The following is a 16,116-nucleotide window of genomic DNA, read 5'->3' as shown; positions in this document are numbered from 1 at the left end:
GGGGCCCGCACTCCGCATAGCTGCAGTTCAACAGGGACCAGTATAGTTTCCCGGGTACTTGGACTAGACAGAGAGCAAGCGCTGGATCATCCAGAAGGCGCCGAGGGAGCCCACCGCGTAGGCGGGCAACAGTTGCACCGGTCGCGGCCAGCGCAGCGTCAAGGCACTCAGGCTACGGGCCAGCAGTAACACAACGGCCACGAAGGCCAACTGGCCGAACTCCACGCCGATATTGAAGGACACCAGCGCGAGGGGAACCGCTGTCGGCGGCAGGCCCGCGGCCGAGAGGGCGCCGGCGAAGCCGAAGCCGTGCAGCAGGCCGAAGGCGAAGGCCGCGACCCAGGGGTGGCGAATGGTGAAGCTGGTGCCACCGCGGCGGGCGCGGAGCACCTCGAGGCCGAGGAAGAGGATCGACAGCGCAATGGCGGCCTCGATGGGCGGCGCCGGCAGCTGCACATAGCCAAGGGTTGCCACCGCCAGGGTAATACTATGGGCGATGGTAAAAGCGGTAACGGTTTTCACCAACATCCAGCGCCTGCGCACGAGCAACAGCAGGCCAAACACGAACAGCAGATGATCCGGTCCGGAAAGTATGTGCGCGAACCCCTGCCGGAGAAAATCGGAGAAGGTGGCCCAGCCGCCGCTTGCCGCAACCATTTCCACCCAGGGTTGTGAAGGCCTGGCGATCGCCATCCAGCTGCGGCCGTCGAGGAGGTGCACCCGCACCACCACATCGGTAATGCTCAGCTGCAGGCCGGCGAACTCGATGCGCGCGCCGTCGAGGCCCTCGGGGCCGGCGTCGATCCAGCGGCGCTCCAGCTGGGAGTCGCTCAATTCCTGCACCACCGGCGCGCGCAGGTTGCGCACGCCCTCGGGAAAGCGCGGTACCACCAATAGACGCCGTCCCGCCAACACCGGCGTACGCCACAGCACCGTATATTGGCCCGCCGCCGTCTCGCGGATCTCCATATAGGCCGGCCGCGATTCATGCGCTTGTGCGGCTGGAACAGCCGCAAGCAAGACCAACAGGCCGGTGAGCAGCCAGCGGGCGGAACGACACAATCGGCTCATAGGGGCGCTCCGCTACCTTGCGTAAGCGTGTCCGTATCGGAAGCCACCGAAACCGTATCGCTATTGGGCGGCGCCGGCAGCAGCACAGTGTACTTGGCCCGCATTTCCCGATAGGCCTTTGCCCAGGCCGCTTCCTTCTGAGCGCCGAGCCAGGCGGTCTTTACATCCGGTTCGATCTCCTCAAAGGCCGGCACCCGACCCGGGGTGAGGGAATCGACGTAGACGAGGTGCCAGCCATAGCCGGACTCAAGCGGTCCCTGCCAGGAGCCGAGCGGGAGCTTGGGGGCGGCCACTGCAAACTCCGGCCCGAAGTCCTTGGCCAGCGACTCCGACGTACGGTCCGCGTAATAATCCTGGAACATGAAACGATCGGCGAGTGATTCGGTGGGCGTTGATTCCTCGGGCTGGCCGGCCAGCTCGGCGAGGGCCTGCGCCGCGTCGTCGCGCGCCCGCGCCCCCCGGCGATCCGGAGAAAAGTACAGATGCCGAAAGCTTACCCGGCTCGGCAGCGAGAACTTGTCGCTATTCTTTTCGTACCAGGTCTTCAGTTCCTCGGTGGTGGGTTCGCGGGCAGCGGCCACGTCCTCTGCCAGGAACTGCATCTTCTGCGCCATGCGACGCTTCACTATCTCGTCATTTTTGTCGAGACCCATCGCCAGCGCCTCGCGGTAGAGGACCTCTTGGCGAATCTTAAACTCCACCAGCTGGGAAAACTCCTCGGGGGTCGGCTGGCGGCGCCACTGCGCATTGAATAGCAGGCCGAGCTGGCGCAGCTCGTCGAGCGTCAGCGCGATCTGGTGAGGCGACTCATCCCTATCGCCGGAATACAGATAATCGTAGCCGGCGAACAGCGCGGCACCGAGCACCAGGAAGTGCACCAGGGGCTCCCGCAGCAGGCGCCGCGCAGATCGCAGGAAGAACGGGTCACGGCCGGGGCGGCCCGACCCCACCACAGGCTCCGTCTCGGCGTTTATCCGCTTCCGTGTGTTCAAAGTCACTGGGTCTGGCCTCCTATCTCTCCACGGCGGGCGTCCTATTCGAAACTCGCGGCGACACCGCAACCCGCAAGCAGCGCAGGCCCGGCGACGGCCGTCCACGAAATGCTGCTCGCTGAAACCTTCATTCTCATTTTTTCTGCGGCGAAGGGCCCGGGGGGACAGGCCCGTGTTTCGGTGCCACCTCGCCCTTGCCCAGTGGGTTCAAAAACTCGACCGGCTTGGGCAGAACCTCGTAGTTGGCATAGCCGAACTCGTTGCTCCTCGCCCCGTAGATCGCATCGCCGACCTTGTAGAAGGCGAACTCGAATGGCGCCTCCTGAAAAAAGGTCACCACCCTGCCATTCTTGATCGAGTAGGCCGAAGTCACGCCCTCATAGCCATTCCGGGCGACGTCGCCGACCTGGCTCGGCTGGGGAACATTCTTACCGATGTGCCACACGGTTCTTTGCCCATTCGCGCTGTAACTGACCTTGAATTTCTCACCCGTCACGTTGTTGCGCACCCAGTGAGCCTTGCCAACGATCAGCGCTTCGACCTGCTTCTGGTCCAATTCCGTGGCCCCCCTCCCCTTGAGCTCGGCAACAGTGAGACCCGCCTTGGCCGCCTTGCGGGCCTTTTCCATGGGCGTATACCAGATGGGTGAACTCCAGGCTCGCTCTTGCACCGTCGGCGGCACTACGTCCGGCGGCGCGATTCCGAGCTGTTTGGCCTGGATGGTCGACCAGCGCGGCGTCGGTATCTCAAGCACGCGCGCGTAGTAGAAGGCGTGCAGGCTCGGATCGAACTCCGGATCGCTCCATACCGTCTTCAGCTCGACCGACCCCACGGAATTGCTGTAGGTCGCCTTGTCGATGTCCACTGTGCTCCCGATCGGCGGGACCTTTCCTGTCCAGCGGTCGGGCTTGCGATCGCCCGACCACGCCACATCGAAGACCTTCTCGAAACTCTGGCCATGCTGCGACCAGCCCTTGACGATCTGGATGCGGTCGAGATTACCCGCGGTCGGGTCCTTTACCGCCCACACGACAAAGGTCGGTGCGGTGGCCTTCGCCGACGGCAGGTCGCCACCCATGGGGACGCCGTCCTGATAGGCCGCCTTGACCCAGTCCCGGTCCTTCAATAGGCCCCTGTCGTAATCCCAGCCGCCGAAGAAACGCACCTTGATGTGCGGACCGCTGACCCCGAAGGTCTCCTTGCGGTGCATGGCGTCCCAGATCGAGGCGCGGGTGTTCTCCTCGGCCCATACGCCGGTGAGGCCGCCCGGCTCTTCGTAGCGCACGTCGATGCCTGCGAAATTGTGGCCGGCCATGCGCGTCTCAATGGTTCCGTCCTCGTGCGCATGCCCGCCAAAGAAGTTCTCCTGACGATAGGGGCTCGCGGAATTGTGCGCATCGGAGCCCCCCGCCATCCCGAACTTATACGGGTTGTAGCCCCGCGCGTCCTGCATCGTCAGGCCGTCCTTCAGGGCCTGGCGCGCGTAGCTGCCGACGATCCTGTCGACGCGCCCGGACTCCGGGGGCAGCCCGAGCAGTACACTCCAGACCGCATAGTTGGCGAACTCGTCGTTGGGCGAGAGCAGTGGGTGGGTCTCCGACTGGCCCTTGATCTGCTTCATCTCGATGAGCCGCTCATTGCGCATACGCGACTCGGCCCAGGCGGCATCGATGGGCCGCCCCAGGCTGTCCACGTCGGTCGGGTACATCCAGCCGTCAGAGAGGTTTGCGTTGTGCGATATCGCCAGCAGCTCGTTGCCCGCCTTGCGCTGCGTGTCCATCCACTTCCACAGGTCCTCAGGGTGCCAGGAATCGAGTGCGCTGTACGGCGCCTCCGGGACCTTGGCGCAATCGCGGAAGAAGACATTGCGGTGCAAGTTGCGGTTGTCCGGCATCGAGGTCCACTCGTAGGAACAGAAAGCGGTGAACTTGCCGGGCTCGTTGGCCGCGTCGGCGATATCGTTGTTCTCCTTCCAGACCGTGCCGGCGACCTTCGGCGACATCAATGCTTTGACGGGCGGGCCCGACAGCAGTTTGACGACAGCCAGGAAGGCCCGCTGCTGTTGCTGCTTGCTGTTCGGGTCGGTAATGATCAGACCCTGGGCCTCGGGCAGCTTGCTGGTATACGACCCCGGCGTGTTCGCCTGTTTGGTGACCCCGACATACTCGGAGTGGTCCGTCACACCCATGAAGTCGAGTGGCGTCGTGATTTTGATGTCATAACCCAGCGGGTGCTTGATGGTCTCGCCCTTCGCGTACTTGTAGGCATCGGCGGGACCCGTGACGCGATTGCCGAATACCCACGCGTCCAGCGACCAGCTGGTGTGAAGGTGCGTCTCACCGAAGTAGGCATTGCGCTCGGGATTTGGCTCCTCGGCGCAGGCCGCAGCAGTGACAAATACAGCCCCCACCAGCAAAGCTGCCCCTGTCAGAACTCTTGTATCGTCGGAAAACATCGCATCCTGTCCTTGCGCAAAGCACCTCGAAGACAGCTTAGTTCAGGGTTCCGGGTCAGCGATTTACCGACATGGCACGCGAGGAGATTTGGTCGCCTGGCCGCCTAACCGCCTGAATAGGACAGATAATTAAAGTCCTGTACTTGCGGACGGGGCCTTCGCCATAGTGATGCAGTGCGCAACCGTGAAGGCGGAGCTCACCTGAACTTCCGTTCATCGCAATCACTCCGTTACGCGCAGATAACTGGCCTGGTCCTTCTCCTTGTACTCACCCTTGTTGAGCTCGACCAGGTTGGCCGGCCCCTTTTTCAGGATCTCGTAGTTGGCGTGGCCGAACTCATTGCTGCGCGCGCCGTAGTATTTGTCACCGGACTTGTACACGGCCATGCTGATCGGGGTGCCGCTCAGCTCGGTAATGATCTTGCCGTTTTTGATGCGGTAGGGAGATGCGCTGACCTGGTAGCTGGCGCGCACGACTTCGCCCACCTTGCTAGGCAGGGTCGCGCCACGCCCCACATGCAGCACCACGGCGCTGCCTTTGTCGTCGTAGCGGATCTTGATCGGCTCGCCGGTGACGTTGTTGACCACCCAGATGGACTTGCCGACGATCAGTGCCTGCAGCTCGGCATCGCTCAACATCTTGGCACCCTTCGCATTGAGGTCGGCCACGGTCAGTCCAGGTTTTGCGCCTTTGCGCGCCGCGTCCGTCGGTGTGAACCAGATGGGAGAACTCCAGGCGCGCTCCTGCTGGGTAGCCGGCACCACGTCCGGCGGTGCCATGTTGAGTTGTTTGGCCTGGATAGTGCTCCATCGTGGCGTGGGTATCTCGAGCACCCGGGCGTAGTAGAAGGCGTGCAGGCCGGGATCGAAATCCGGGTCCGTCCACACGGTTTTCAGCTCGGTCGCGCCTACCTTGTTGGTATAAGTGGCCTTCTCCAGGTCCACGGTGCTCTGCACCGGCGGTACTTTTCCGCTCCACTTGTCCGGCCTGCGGTCTCCGGACCAGGCCACATCGTAGACCTCCTCGAAGCTCTGGCCGTCTTTGCTCCAGCCCTTGACGATCTGGATGCGGTCCAGGTTGCCTGCAGTGGGGTCCTTCACCGCCCACACCACAAAGGTCGGTGCCTTGGCCTTCGCCGGCGGCAGGTCGCCGCCCATGGGTACACCGCCCCGGTAGGCCTCCAAGACCCAGTCCCTGCCCTTCAACAGACCCTCCTCGTAGCCCCAGCCGCCGAAGAAGCGCAGCTTGATACGGGTGCCGCTGGTGGCGTAGGTCTCCTTGCGGTGCATGGCGTCCCACAGGGAGGCGCGGGTGTTCTCCTCCGCCCAGATGGCGCTGAGGCCCGCCGGGCTCTCGTAGCGCACATCCATGCCGGTAAATAGATATCCGGACATGCGCGTTTCGATGGTGCCGTCGTTGATGCCGTGGCCGCCGTAGAAGTTGTTCTGGCGGTAGGGGGCGCCGGTGTTGTGGGAATCGGACCCGCCGACGACCCCGAATTTGTAGGGGTTGTAACCGCGCGTATCCTGCATCGTCAGGCCATCCTTCAGCGCCTGGCGGGCATAGCTGCCAACGATATGCGGGATGCGCCCGGATTCCTCCGGCAGGCCGATCAGGAAGCTTACGATCTCGTAGTTGGCGAACTCGTCGCTGGGCGACAGCAGCGGGTGGGTTTCAGACTGGCCCTTGATCTGTTTCATCTCGATCAGGCGCTCGTTGCGCATCCGCGACTCGGCCCAGGCCGCGTCGATCGGCCGGCCCAGGCTGTCCACATCGATGGGATACATCCAGCCGTCCGAGAGATTGGCGTTGTGGGAGATGGCCAGCAGTTCGTTGCCCGCCTGGCGCTGGGTGTCCATCCACTTCCACAGGTCTTCCGGGTGCCAGGAATCCAGTGCGCTGTAGGGCATCTCCGGAACCTTGGCACAGTCGCGGAAATAAATGTTGCGGTGCAGGTTGCGGAAGTTGTACTGGGAAGTGAACTCGTAGGCGCAGAAGGCGGTAAATTTGCCCGGCTTATTGTTCTGATCGGCTATCTCGACATTCTGCTGCCAGATAGATCCGGCCACCTGCGGGCTCATAAAAGCCTTGATCGGCGGCTTGCTGACAAGGGAGACAAGATAGTTAAAGACTTTCTGTACGTCCGCCGGGTCGTTGGGGTCTTTTAATATCAGCGGCTGCGCCTCGGGCATCTTGCTGAGTGCAGAGCCCGGCGTGTTCGCCTCCTTGGTGACGCCTACATACTCGGAGTGGTCGGTGACTCCCATCCAGTCCAGCGGCTGCTCGATCTGGATCTGGTAACCGAGCGGGTGCTTGATGGCCTGACCCTGCGCGTACTGCAGCGCGTCGTTCGGACCGGTCAGGTGGTTGCCGAACAGCCAGGCGTCCACAGACCAGCTGGTGTGAATATGTTGTTCGCCGAAATAGACGTTGCGCTCCGGATTGGGGTCAGCGGTAACTGCCACTGCGGCCCCCAATATCGCCAGGGCGGCAGTGCGAGCGAAAAGTCTCTGGTAGACAGCGGACATTGGTTCCTTCTCCGCGTACAAAGTAATTCGCTTTCAGTTTAGTTGTCGGTCCCCCTTCTCTTGCGGCAATCAACGACACTCAAACAGCTGAGTATTCGCGGAGTGCGCGGAGATGACAGAGGGAAGGGACAGGTTAAGAGTGAGTCACCTTGAACATTCAACCGGGTGCGTTTCGCTATAGCGCTCACTTTGCTCGGTCCAAGCTCGCTGGTGCGAGCCTGTCGAACCTGGGGAGGTTCGTCCACCGACCGAGCAGGCCATACAAAAAAAGCCCCATCCGGGATGGAGGGCTAATTCGTACTGTGGGCGGGGAGGATTGACTCAAAACACGCCGGGCGTGTTTTGACCCTGTGGGCTCGCTTCGCTCGGTCCAGGCTCGCGGTGCGAGCCTGTCGAACCTGGGGAGGTTCGTCCACCGACCGAGCAGGCCATACAAAAAAAGCCCCATCCGAAAGGATGGGGCTTTTTTTGTATGGCGCGCTCGGGAGGATTCGAACCTCCGACCGCCTGGTTCGTAGCCAGGTACTCTATCCAGCTGAGCTACGAGCGCGTTGTGGTTGCGAACTATAGTGAGTTGGCTTGGCGGAGTCAACTCTTTTTTCAGGCCTCTTTGAGAAAAAATGCCTTAGAAATCCGCAGCTTACCGAACTTCTGGGCTTCCCGGAGAACGCCGTTGAAGCTCGATAGGGCGCGCATTCTGCCCCGCCTTTCGGCGCTTTGCAAGCCCTATTTTCAAAATAGCCGTTTTTGTTTCCACCGCTCGCCGGCGGCGCGGCAAACACCCGTCGGGTTAGCGGTATGCGAGCCACACGACGCAGGCCGCGAGCAGGCCTCCCAGCAGCAGTGCCAGCCCCTTCAACATCAGGGACTTGGCATACTCCGCTTCCCGATAAATCAGCGCATAGGGGAGCCCCGTGATCGGTCCCAGGACAATCGATACAATGCCCCACAACCATCTCTTGTTCCCCAGCGCGGTCAACGCGGCAACCAGTCCGCCGAACCAACAGAGGGTAACGCCGATCACGAGGACGATAAAAACCGGGATGGTGATCCACTGATGGGATATGAAGACTTCCATCAATTCTTTTTCCAACTTATTTCTCCCACTTTCCGTTTAAAACTTCACGCCGAATAAATTTCGCGCACCACTGCGGCTAAACGCGACTGGAGGCATATTATCACTGCACATTTTTGCCGCGCCAAATTCCCTGAGTCTGCCATGTCCCCTATCCCACCGAATTGCCCCAGAACCAATTGCCCCGCCCAACGTTCAAACTTTCCAGGACTAACTCGCAACGGAAAGCAGCAACCGGGCCGTGTCACAAACTTTTGCGCTACACTCACCCCCTCCACTGATCCACGGCCAATCCCGACGCACGGTCTTCGCCCTGCTGATCGCGGTTGCCCTGCACGCCATACTGCTGGCACTGCCCAATTTTTTGTCGCGGGACCTGCCGCTCCGCCGCACCACAGTCCATCTCACGATCACGCCACCAGCAGAGCCGAAAGCAGCACCTGTTTCCAAAACACAGATCGCTGAACCCGAAAAGACGAGATTGCAGCCCGAACTCGAGCCCCCGGTCGATCGCCCATCGTCGCCCGATATCAAACGAAACCACCCCAATTCGGCGGATTCAATAATGCCCCGAAAGAAACCGGAAGTCGCTGGTGACCGTAATACCCAACCAATCGACCAGCCTGGCAAAGCGTGGCCACCGGAAGCCGGGGCCAAATCCCGCGCTACGGTGTTCGACCCGCGGCTCGCCCGGAAGCTCGCCAGCGAGCGCAACAGAGTGCAAAAATTCGAATCGGGCAACATCGAGTTAATGACCGCGACCGGCACCTTTATCCGCAAGGACGACTACTGTGCGGAAATCAGAGAACTGGTGCCGAGCGATATCGACAGCAATGTCAGTCAGCATTTCAAGATTAAATGCACAAAGAGACGGCGGCCGCAGGAAGAAACAGACCGGCTCGCGCGCAAGTACGGAATTCCCTAGAATCGTCTCTTCGATTCCACGACAACGCACTTCGGCCGATTTATGACCACGTTCCTGGTGATCATCCTGCTCGCAATCCTTCTCTGGGTGGTCCCCCACTACTACCGAACTTGGCGCAGCCGCTATCTGCGCTCCAAGCCGCTGAACAGCGAACAGCGGCAGCTGTTGGCGGATACACTCCTCCTCTACCCTCAACTGCCCGCCGCGCAGCAACGGGAGCTACAGGCCAATGTGGCGCTGTTCCTCCACGACAAGGAATTCGTCGGCTGTGACGGGCTCCGGGTCACGGAAAGAATGCGCGTTGGCGTCGCCGCTCACGCTTGCCTGTTACTGTTGGGCCGCGAGAACCGCTGCTACCCCAATCTTTACTCCATACTCCTCTACCCCGACACCTACGTCGCCACCGAAACCCATCGCGACGGCTATATCGAAACCACCGGCCACAGCGCCCGCGAGGGTGAGGCCCACTATCGCGGGCCCGTGGTGCTGTCCTGGGCGGATCTCGAGGAAGACCTGTTGCGGCCGGAAAAGGGACGCAATGTAGCGCTACATGAGTTTGCACACAAAATTGATGAGGAAGACGGCTACTACGATGGGCGCCCACTGTTCGAGAGTGCCGGTGAAGGTGAAAACTGGGCCGCGGTGCTCGGTGCGGAATTTTTTCGCCTGCGCGAGCGCGCGGTAAACGGTGATCCCTGGGCAGGAACACCGCCGGTACTCGATTTCTATGGGGCTGAGTCACCGGCGGAATTTTTTGCGGTAGCGACGGAAAGCTTTTTCGTTATCCCCGCTGCGCTGCAACAGGCACATCCCCTTTTGTACCGCGAGCTGCGTAAATTCTACCGATTAGATCCGGCTGCGCTGTCAGGAAAAAATCCTCCGGACGATCGAAATCCAGGATAACGCCAGGATCGTCGACAACCAATTCCCGTATGGAGTCCGAATGTGCGCGCAGAATCTTTTCCGTACCGCGTCTGCCCCGCAGCTTTGTCAATTCGGGAAAGAATTTTTTTCCGAAAACTATCGGATGTCCGCGCCTGCCTTCATAGAGCGGTACGCAGATACTGTTTGGCCTGACCCCATACATAAGTCTGCGCAGGGTGTCGGGCTTTACGAAGGGCATATCCGCCAGACAAATCGCCACCGCATCGGGCCGGCACCCCCGCGCCAGCAACGCATTCACGCCGGCGGCAATGCTCACACCCAGCCCCACCGGCCAGGCGGGCGCCTGGAGCAGGCTGTCCGGATGCTTCTTGACGATATTAGCCAGCATCGACGTCACTATCGAGTCCTGCGCCCGGACCACGATCTGCAGGTCGACACTCGACATCCCTGCGATCGCCGACTGTAAATTACGCACGCTAGCCAACAGCATCGGATCTCCGTTTACGTTGGCCAAGCGTTTGTCACTGCCAAATCGCCGTGAAAAACCGGCGGCAAGCAGTATGGCGGAATATTGCATAGTTCCCTCCCTGTCAGACGTTCCTGTCCCTGCACTAAAGCGCCGCGAAAATCCGCGCGTAGTTAGTGGGATCCAATTAGCCGCGCTGCGACGACTGCCCCGTAGCTTTGCCCGGGCTTTTGCCACCACGGCAACCCGGGCAGAAAAATTACATGCCGGGAAACCAGCCGCTTAAACGAAAAGCGAGCAGCGGATTGGATAGGCCTCGGGTTAACTGATCCCGCACCTCGAAGGCATCCAGGTCATGGCGCTGCAGACGGGTCGGATCGGTCTCCGCGGTATTGACCCCCGTGGCCGTGGTCACGGCCCTGGCATAGCCCGCTTCCGCGACGGCCCGCGCACTGGCGTCGTCGCAGTCGCCGTTCGGATAGCAAAAGGAATCCACCGACTGATTGAGCCAGCCCTCCAGGACAGAGCGGGACTCCTCCAGCTCACGCCGCCGCTCATCAACGGCGCACTGCGGCAGCATCACGTGGTTAATCGTGTGGGATCCGACTTCGTGGCCCGTATCGCGCACACGGCGCAACTGAGGTTCATTCATCAGCAACGCCCAGGGCGGTACTTCGGCATCGGGTACTGCGCGATGCAGCTCTTCGATCAGTTCGCGGCGATCGTTGGTGGAGAGGTGCTTGGCCTGCTCTACCAGCCGATCCAGGGGGCGCGGGCCCGCTGGCAGTTGCAGCGACCAGCGCTCGAGCCGGCGCTCGAACGCGTTCCACGCACTTGTAGAGCGCGCAGCGGCCAGTGCGGCAAAACCGAGAGTGTCGTGCCAGATGGCATCGCCGCGCGTGACGTGGCCCGTGGGGACAAAAAACGAAGCGCGCAGCCCGGCCTTTTGCAATACGGGCAATGCGTATTCGAAATTGTCGCGCTGCCCATCGTCAAAGGTGATCGCCAGTAACGGCTTCTCGGGCCGCTCGCCCGCCGCAAAGCGCCGGTGGCATTCCGCCAGCGTGCCGCAGCTATAGTGGCGGGCAAAGTAGGTTAAAAACCAGTCGAGCTCTTGCGGTGTTACCGCCAGTCGCGGGAAGGGATACTGGCGCCGCAATGCATCCGGGAGAACGCGGTGAAACGTCACCACGGTAAGGTTGTCGCCGTGTCGAGCCGCGGGGCTACTCCGTCCGCTTATCGCAAGTGCCTTGCCCAGGGTATCCCGCGCAAGACGCTTCACCGTTCCGGCGATGCCGCGCCGCTCTCGCGGTATCAACAGCTCCCGTGCCGCGCTTACCGAAAGGCGGCTGGCGATAGGTTGTACGGCCTTGCCGATATCAAATTCGGCAGCAACGCGCGCTCGCCCCGCCTGCGCAAGTCGCTCGCGCAACGCCGCATCCTTCGCCAGTGTCTCCAGCCGCTCAGCCAGCTCCTGCCAGTTACCGGGGCTGAAAAGCAGACCCGTCACGTTGTCCTCCACCAGTTCGGGGATACCGGCCACTCGCGGGGCAACGCAGGCTACACCGAGCGCCAGCGCCTCCATCAGCACCACCGGGAGCCCTTCCATAAAGCTGCCCATGGCAAAAATATCGGCGCTGGCCAACTCCCCGGGAACCTCCGCTTCGCTCACACGCCCCGCCAGTGAAACCCGCTCACCGAGTCCCAGGGTCTCCACCTGCTCGAGCAGTCGCTGCCGCTCGGGTCCATCGCCGACAATACGCAGCTCCAGTTCAACACCGCGCTCCAGCAGAGAGTGCACAGCCTGGAGCAGGCCCGTCAGCCCTTTTTCCGGCGACAGCCTCGCGACACACAGGATCCGCACACGGCTGTTCGCACTTTTTACCAGCCCGGTTGCACCGATTTTTCCTGCATCGACGCCGCAACGGTTGATAAACATTTTCGACCAGTGTTCCGGCTCCACCATGCGCATCGCCTGCGCGCGCGTAAAATGCGCAACGCAGGCGACAAAATCTGCATGCCGGAGCTTATCCGGTAACAGTTGTCCGGCGGGATAATCGAATTCGCTGATCCCATGTAGCGTGAGACTCCAGGGCAGGTCCAGATAACGAGACGCGAGTAAACCCACCGTCGCTGCCGGGTTGGCGAAATGGTTGTGAATATGACCCACCCGCTCAGCGCGCATACGCTCCGCCAGGTAAATCGCCTCGCCGAAATACAGAATCGCGCGCGATAGCGCAGCGATGCCGGGCACGCGGTGACGCAGCGCTGCAACAAAAGTTCCACTGTAAGCGAAAGGGTGAAAACCAATTCCGCGAAGATGCGCCCACAGTAGATCGGATTTCGGAGGAACGACATACCAGGTATTAACGATTTCCCTCTGCTCCTCCTCGGAACTGCACTCGCCGGAATTCGGATGGCGAATGGAGTAAGTGCGAATATCCAGTTCGGCAGCGCGCAGCGCGTCGATTTCACGACGGATAAAAGTATGGGAGGTCGCCGGATATTGACTGGTCAGAAAAGCAATGCGCATGATTTATAGGAAATTCGACACTGTTATTGTTCCGCTAAAGCATAGTGCAATCTGAAATTTTCAGCGGATTTCTGTGCGGTATTTCGCTCACATACGCTACTGCCTGCTCAATAAGTATGGAGGCTTTTCGGCGCCGGCAGCACTCCGTAAAAACTGTACGAACCCGTATGTATTTCTGTTAATTGATACGTCAGGACCGGTCACGCAAAACGCTGTCTGCGCAGCCAGCGCTTTGCCAGCCGCAACAGCGGTCGGGCCGGCTCGATAAAGCTGGTTTCACGCAAAGTATCTTCCGCACTGCTGGCCAAACTGCGCACGGAGTGACCCAGCGATGGGCGCCAGGCAAACCCCTCGGCTATCGGATTCGCACAGTCGGCAAAACTGTTTTTATAGGCGTCGTCCCCCTTGCCCAGATCCAGTTGTTGCAGCCCCTGCGCCGCCGCTTCTTCGGCCACTTTGCGCAGCAGGATTCCACCTGGTGAGTACTTGGCAAATTTGCGCTCGTAGCCGGGAAACCACCAGTGCCAGACACTGGCCGAGCGCATGCCCATATGGGTGGCCACCAGCTGATCTCCGGCGTAGAGGGCCGACAATTGTCCGGCAAACTGGCAGTTTTCCGTTTGCCATATCTGTTGCACCAGTGCCCTGGCCCAGTCGTGGGCGAAGAAGTCCACGACGCCGGTGCGCCGGCACTGCTCTGACTTCCACTGGAAAACCTGATCCAGCACCGCGCTGTCCCGCGTATGCGCGACAAACCGCAAGGGACCGACCTCCCGCGCGAGTTTGCGCGCCTTGCGCTCCAGCTGAAAGAAACGCCCAGCGCCCGCGGCGCGACGCCGGTCGCGGTAAGCGGCGAATCCCTGGGACAGATCGAGTGCCGGCGATACTTCCCAGCGGCTGTGATAGCGCTCGAACGGGAGCTGTTCGGCGACAAGGTGATCAAACTCCCAGTAGGCCAGGCCGCACGCCCGCAGCAATGCCTCGACACACCAGGCCGTCTCCGGCGCCACTATGGCGCCGTGATAATCCGACAATGCGCCACCGACCGGCCGCCCCTTACCGAGCGGGCCACGCTGAAACGGGAAAAAACCCACTGCAGTGCCGCCCTCTTCCAGCACGGCGACCCGCACATCGTTCCGCACTGCGGCGGCCGCAACAGTAAATTCAGGGCAGAAATACGGGCTTTTCAGCGTCGGCGTGGTTTGCTGCAGTTGCCGCCAGGTTTGCAAATCTGTGGCCGTCAGCTCGGCAGCCGTGATCACTGAGTATTTCACGACGCCGTCCCCCGGGCGGGCGCTCGCAGTATCGGGGCGCTGATCCTCGCGCGCAGCGCATCGTCGGGGCGCCGCTGCACGAAACGAGCTGCCGCTTTGGCGGTCAGGATTCCGATCTCCGCCAGCTCCGCCAGGGCCGCGGCCGGCCAGCCAAAATGCTTGCACAGGTAATAAAAGCGGCTTTCGAAGTAATGTTGTGCGATACAGCCGGCGTAGAGTTCTTGTCCGGTAGTCTTAGCACTGGCGGCATTTTCATGGGTTGCCACCGCTTCACCCTGCGCCCAGATCTGCCAGCCCGCCTCGCGGGCCCGCCACCAGAGATCGGTTTCCTCGAAATACAGGAAAAACCGCGGATCAAAGCCACCGATCTGATCCAGCATCTCGCGTTTCAACAGCACCACAGCGCCGCAGACCCAGCTGGTTATGAAGGGCGGATCGCCGGGATGTATCGGCCGCACTTCGGGGTCTGCCACTGTACCGAGCATATTTTTTATCAGCGACTTCGGCGTAAGCAGCCCTCCCGCGGCCTGCAGTTCACCGTCCGGTTCGCGGATAGCAGGTGCCACGACACCGGCGCGAGGCTTTGCCTCGAGGAACTCCACCATCCGCTGCAGATCCTTATGGGGCAAGGTGGCATCCGGATTCAACAGCAGGATGTAGGATCCGCTGGTCCGCTCGATACCCACATTGCAGCCGCGACCGAAGCCGAGATTGCGGCCATCCGCTATCAGCTGGCACCAGGCGTGCTGCTTGCGCACCCAGTCCGCGGTGCCATCGATACTGGCGTTATCCACCACCACACATTCGGCGACGAGGCCCGCTTCATAGGACGCCCTGATTGAGTTCAGCGCCTCGGGCAACACGGCAATGGAATTGTGGGTGACGATGACGACGCTGACGCTGGGTGTATTCATGCGCGACCAAAAACCTCCAGCGAAGCCTGTGGGTAAGCACCGCTCGTATAGAAAGGAAAGAGTGCCATGTTCGACGGTGCCGAGAGCCGCGGCAGCGCATAGGGATCACCACCGGCGCGAACCAGTACCGCGGGTTCGGTAACGGCAGCCGAGCTGAGATTTGCCGCGATCACGGCGTGCCGTGCCGCCGGGTTCGAGCGGCCGTACGGGAATGAAAAGTGGGCTGGCGCAATGTCGAGTTCCCGCTGCACATCGGCTGCCGACATCGCCACTTCTGCCGCGGCATCCTGCGGCTCGCAGGCGGTCAGATCAATGTGATCGCGGGTGTGCACACCGATTTCGATACCGGGATATAACCGGCGCATCTGCCGGATTTCTTCCCATGTCAGCGTCAGTGGCGGCGGTTGTCTTAGCGGGCGCAGCGCATCGGCAATCCCACCCAGTATTTTCTCGCGCTGCTCGCGAGAGGCCGGCAACAGCTGCTCCGCCAGCGCGTAGTAGGCGGAGCGCGCCTCCAGTGGATTGTCCAGATTTGCACTACCCAGCTTTTCACCGGTGGTCTCGAGGAAGTCGCGACTGCGTGTGTTGAACATCGAGTAGAGGCGATCTATCCACTGTGCCTCAACGCGGGAAACCTGGCCGGTGGCCAGGTACAGCGTGGCGGGCAGCTGGTAGCGCTTGAGAATCGGGGCGGCCTTCGTAAAGACGCTGCGATAGCCGTCGTCAAAGGTAATCACCACGCTGCCCGGCGGCGGCGAGTTTCCAGCCTTAATCAGCGACAACAACTCTTGCAGTGCAATCACATTGCGATTTTTGGCCAGGAACCGCATTTGGCGTTCAAACACCGTGACCGGAACGGCGAACCTGGGGTCGATCCAGTTGGCATCCTCCTTGTCTGTGATGCCGTGATACATCAGGATCACCGCGCCGTCGACACCGCGGCGGCGAACGTAAGCCGCGCCCATTCCGGAAAGGGCCATCCCGCGTTGCAAAACAT

The 16,116-nt window shown here is 61.2% G+C and carries 11 protein-coding genes, 1 tRNA gene and 1 pseudogene; 2 read left to right on the top strand and 11 right to left on the bottom strand.

Going from position 1 to position 16,116, the window contains the following annotated elements:
* Window positions 1–63: 63 nt before the first annotated feature.
* From BUC36_RS16535 to BUC36_RS16510, 6 genes are all read right to left on the bottom strand, one after another.
* On the bottom strand, window positions 64–1,071 hold the full coding sequence (locus BUC36_RS16535) for a HupE/UreJ family protein (RefSeq protein WP_073277254.1): 1,008 nt from the start codon (window positions 1,069–1,071) through the stop codon (window positions 64–66).
* Window positions 1,068–2,069 (bottom strand): peptidyl-prolyl cis-trans isomerase, encoded by a 1,002-nt coding sequence (locus BUC36_RS16530; protein WP_234995041.1) that lies wholly within the window; start codon window positions 2,067–2,069, stop codon window positions 1,068–1,070. The genes BUC36_RS16535 and BUC36_RS16530 overlap by 4 nt, the downstream gene beginning before the upstream one ends.
* Before the next feature lie 127 nt (window positions 2,070–2,196).
* The gene (locus BUC36_RS16525) at window positions 2,197–4,518 is read right to left on the bottom strand and encodes a DUF3604 domain-containing protein (RefSeq protein WP_084536197.1); all 2,322 of its coding nucleotides are present in this window, start codon (window positions 4,516–4,518) and stop codon (window positions 2,197–2,199) included.
* Window positions 4,519–4,740: 222 nt separating this feature from the next.
* Window positions 4,741–7,047: a DUF3604 domain-containing protein gene (locus tag BUC36_RS16520; RefSeq protein WP_073277252.1), complete on the bottom strand. Its 2,307-nt coding sequence runs from the start codon at window positions 7,045–7,047 to the stop codon at window positions 4,741–4,743.
* A 473-nt stretch (window positions 7,048–7,520) separates the two neighbouring features.
* Window positions 7,521–7,597, bottom strand: a tRNA-Arg gene (locus BUC36_RS16515).
* A gap of 240 nt (window positions 7,598–7,837) precedes the next feature.
* Complete coding sequence (locus BUC36_RS16510) at window positions 7,838–8,140, bottom strand: hypothetical protein (RefSeq protein ID WP_234995040.1); 303 nt, start codon at window positions 8,138–8,140, stop codon at window positions 7,838–7,840.
* Window positions 8,141–8,363: 223 nt separating this feature from the next.
* On the opposite strand from BUC36_RS16510, the gene BUC36_RS18880 reads away from it, so the two are divergent.
* A complete protein-coding gene (locus BUC36_RS18880) occupies window positions 8,364–9,047 on the top strand; it encodes a hypothetical protein (RefSeq protein ID WP_143187025.1) in 684 nt (227 codons plus the stop codon).
* A gap of 42 nt (window positions 9,048–9,089) precedes the next feature.
* Window positions 9,090–9,950 (top strand): M90 family metallopeptidase, encoded by an 861-nt coding sequence (locus BUC36_RS16495; RefSeq protein ID WP_073277244.1) that lies wholly within the window; start codon window positions 9,090–9,092, stop codon window positions 9,948–9,950.
* 49 nt (window positions 9,951–9,999) lie between these two features.
* Here BUC36_RS16495 and BUC36_RS19270 read toward each other — a convergent pair.
* The 5 genes and pseudogenes from BUC36_RS19270 to BUC36_RS16470 all read right to left on the bottom strand — a co-directional run.
* A pseudogene (locus BUC36_RS19270) lies at window positions 10,000–10,509 on the bottom strand (nucleotidyltransferase family protein); the annotation flags it as partial.
* Between the two features lie 148 nt (window positions 10,510–10,657).
* Complete coding sequence (locus BUC36_RS16485; RefSeq protein WP_073277240.1) at window positions 10,658–12,931, bottom strand: glycosyltransferase; 2,274 nt, start codon at window positions 12,929–12,931, stop codon at window positions 10,658–10,660.
* A 200-nt stretch (window positions 12,932–13,131) separates the two neighbouring features.
* A complete protein-coding gene (locus BUC36_RS16480; protein WP_143187024.1) occupies window positions 13,132–14,205 on the bottom strand; it encodes a GNAT family N-acetyltransferase in 1,074 nt (357 codons plus the stop codon).
* On the bottom strand, window positions 14,202–15,119 hold the full coding sequence (locus tag BUC36_RS16475; protein ID WP_073277235.1) for a glycosyltransferase family 2 protein: 918 nt from the start codon (window positions 15,117–15,119) through the stop codon (window positions 14,202–14,204). The genes BUC36_RS16480 and BUC36_RS16475 overlap by 4 nt, the downstream gene beginning before the upstream one ends.
* Window positions 15,116–16,099 (bottom strand): polysaccharide deacetylase family protein, encoded by a 984-nt coding sequence (locus BUC36_RS16470; protein WP_159436035.1) that lies wholly within the window; start codon window positions 16,097–16,099, stop codon window positions 15,116–15,118. The genes BUC36_RS16475 and BUC36_RS16470 overlap by 4 nt, the downstream gene beginning before the upstream one ends.
* Between the last annotated feature and the right edge of the window lie 17 nt (window positions 16,100–16,116).

This window comes from Microbulbifer donghaiensis (genome assembly GCF_900129095.1).
Taxonomy (GTDB): Bacteria; Pseudomonadota; Gammaproteobacteria; order Pseudomonadales; family Cellvibrionaceae; genus Microbulbifer; species Microbulbifer donghaiensis.
Note: the sequence above shows the minus strand (reverse complement) of the source record. Positions and strands in the feature narration are given on the sequence as shown.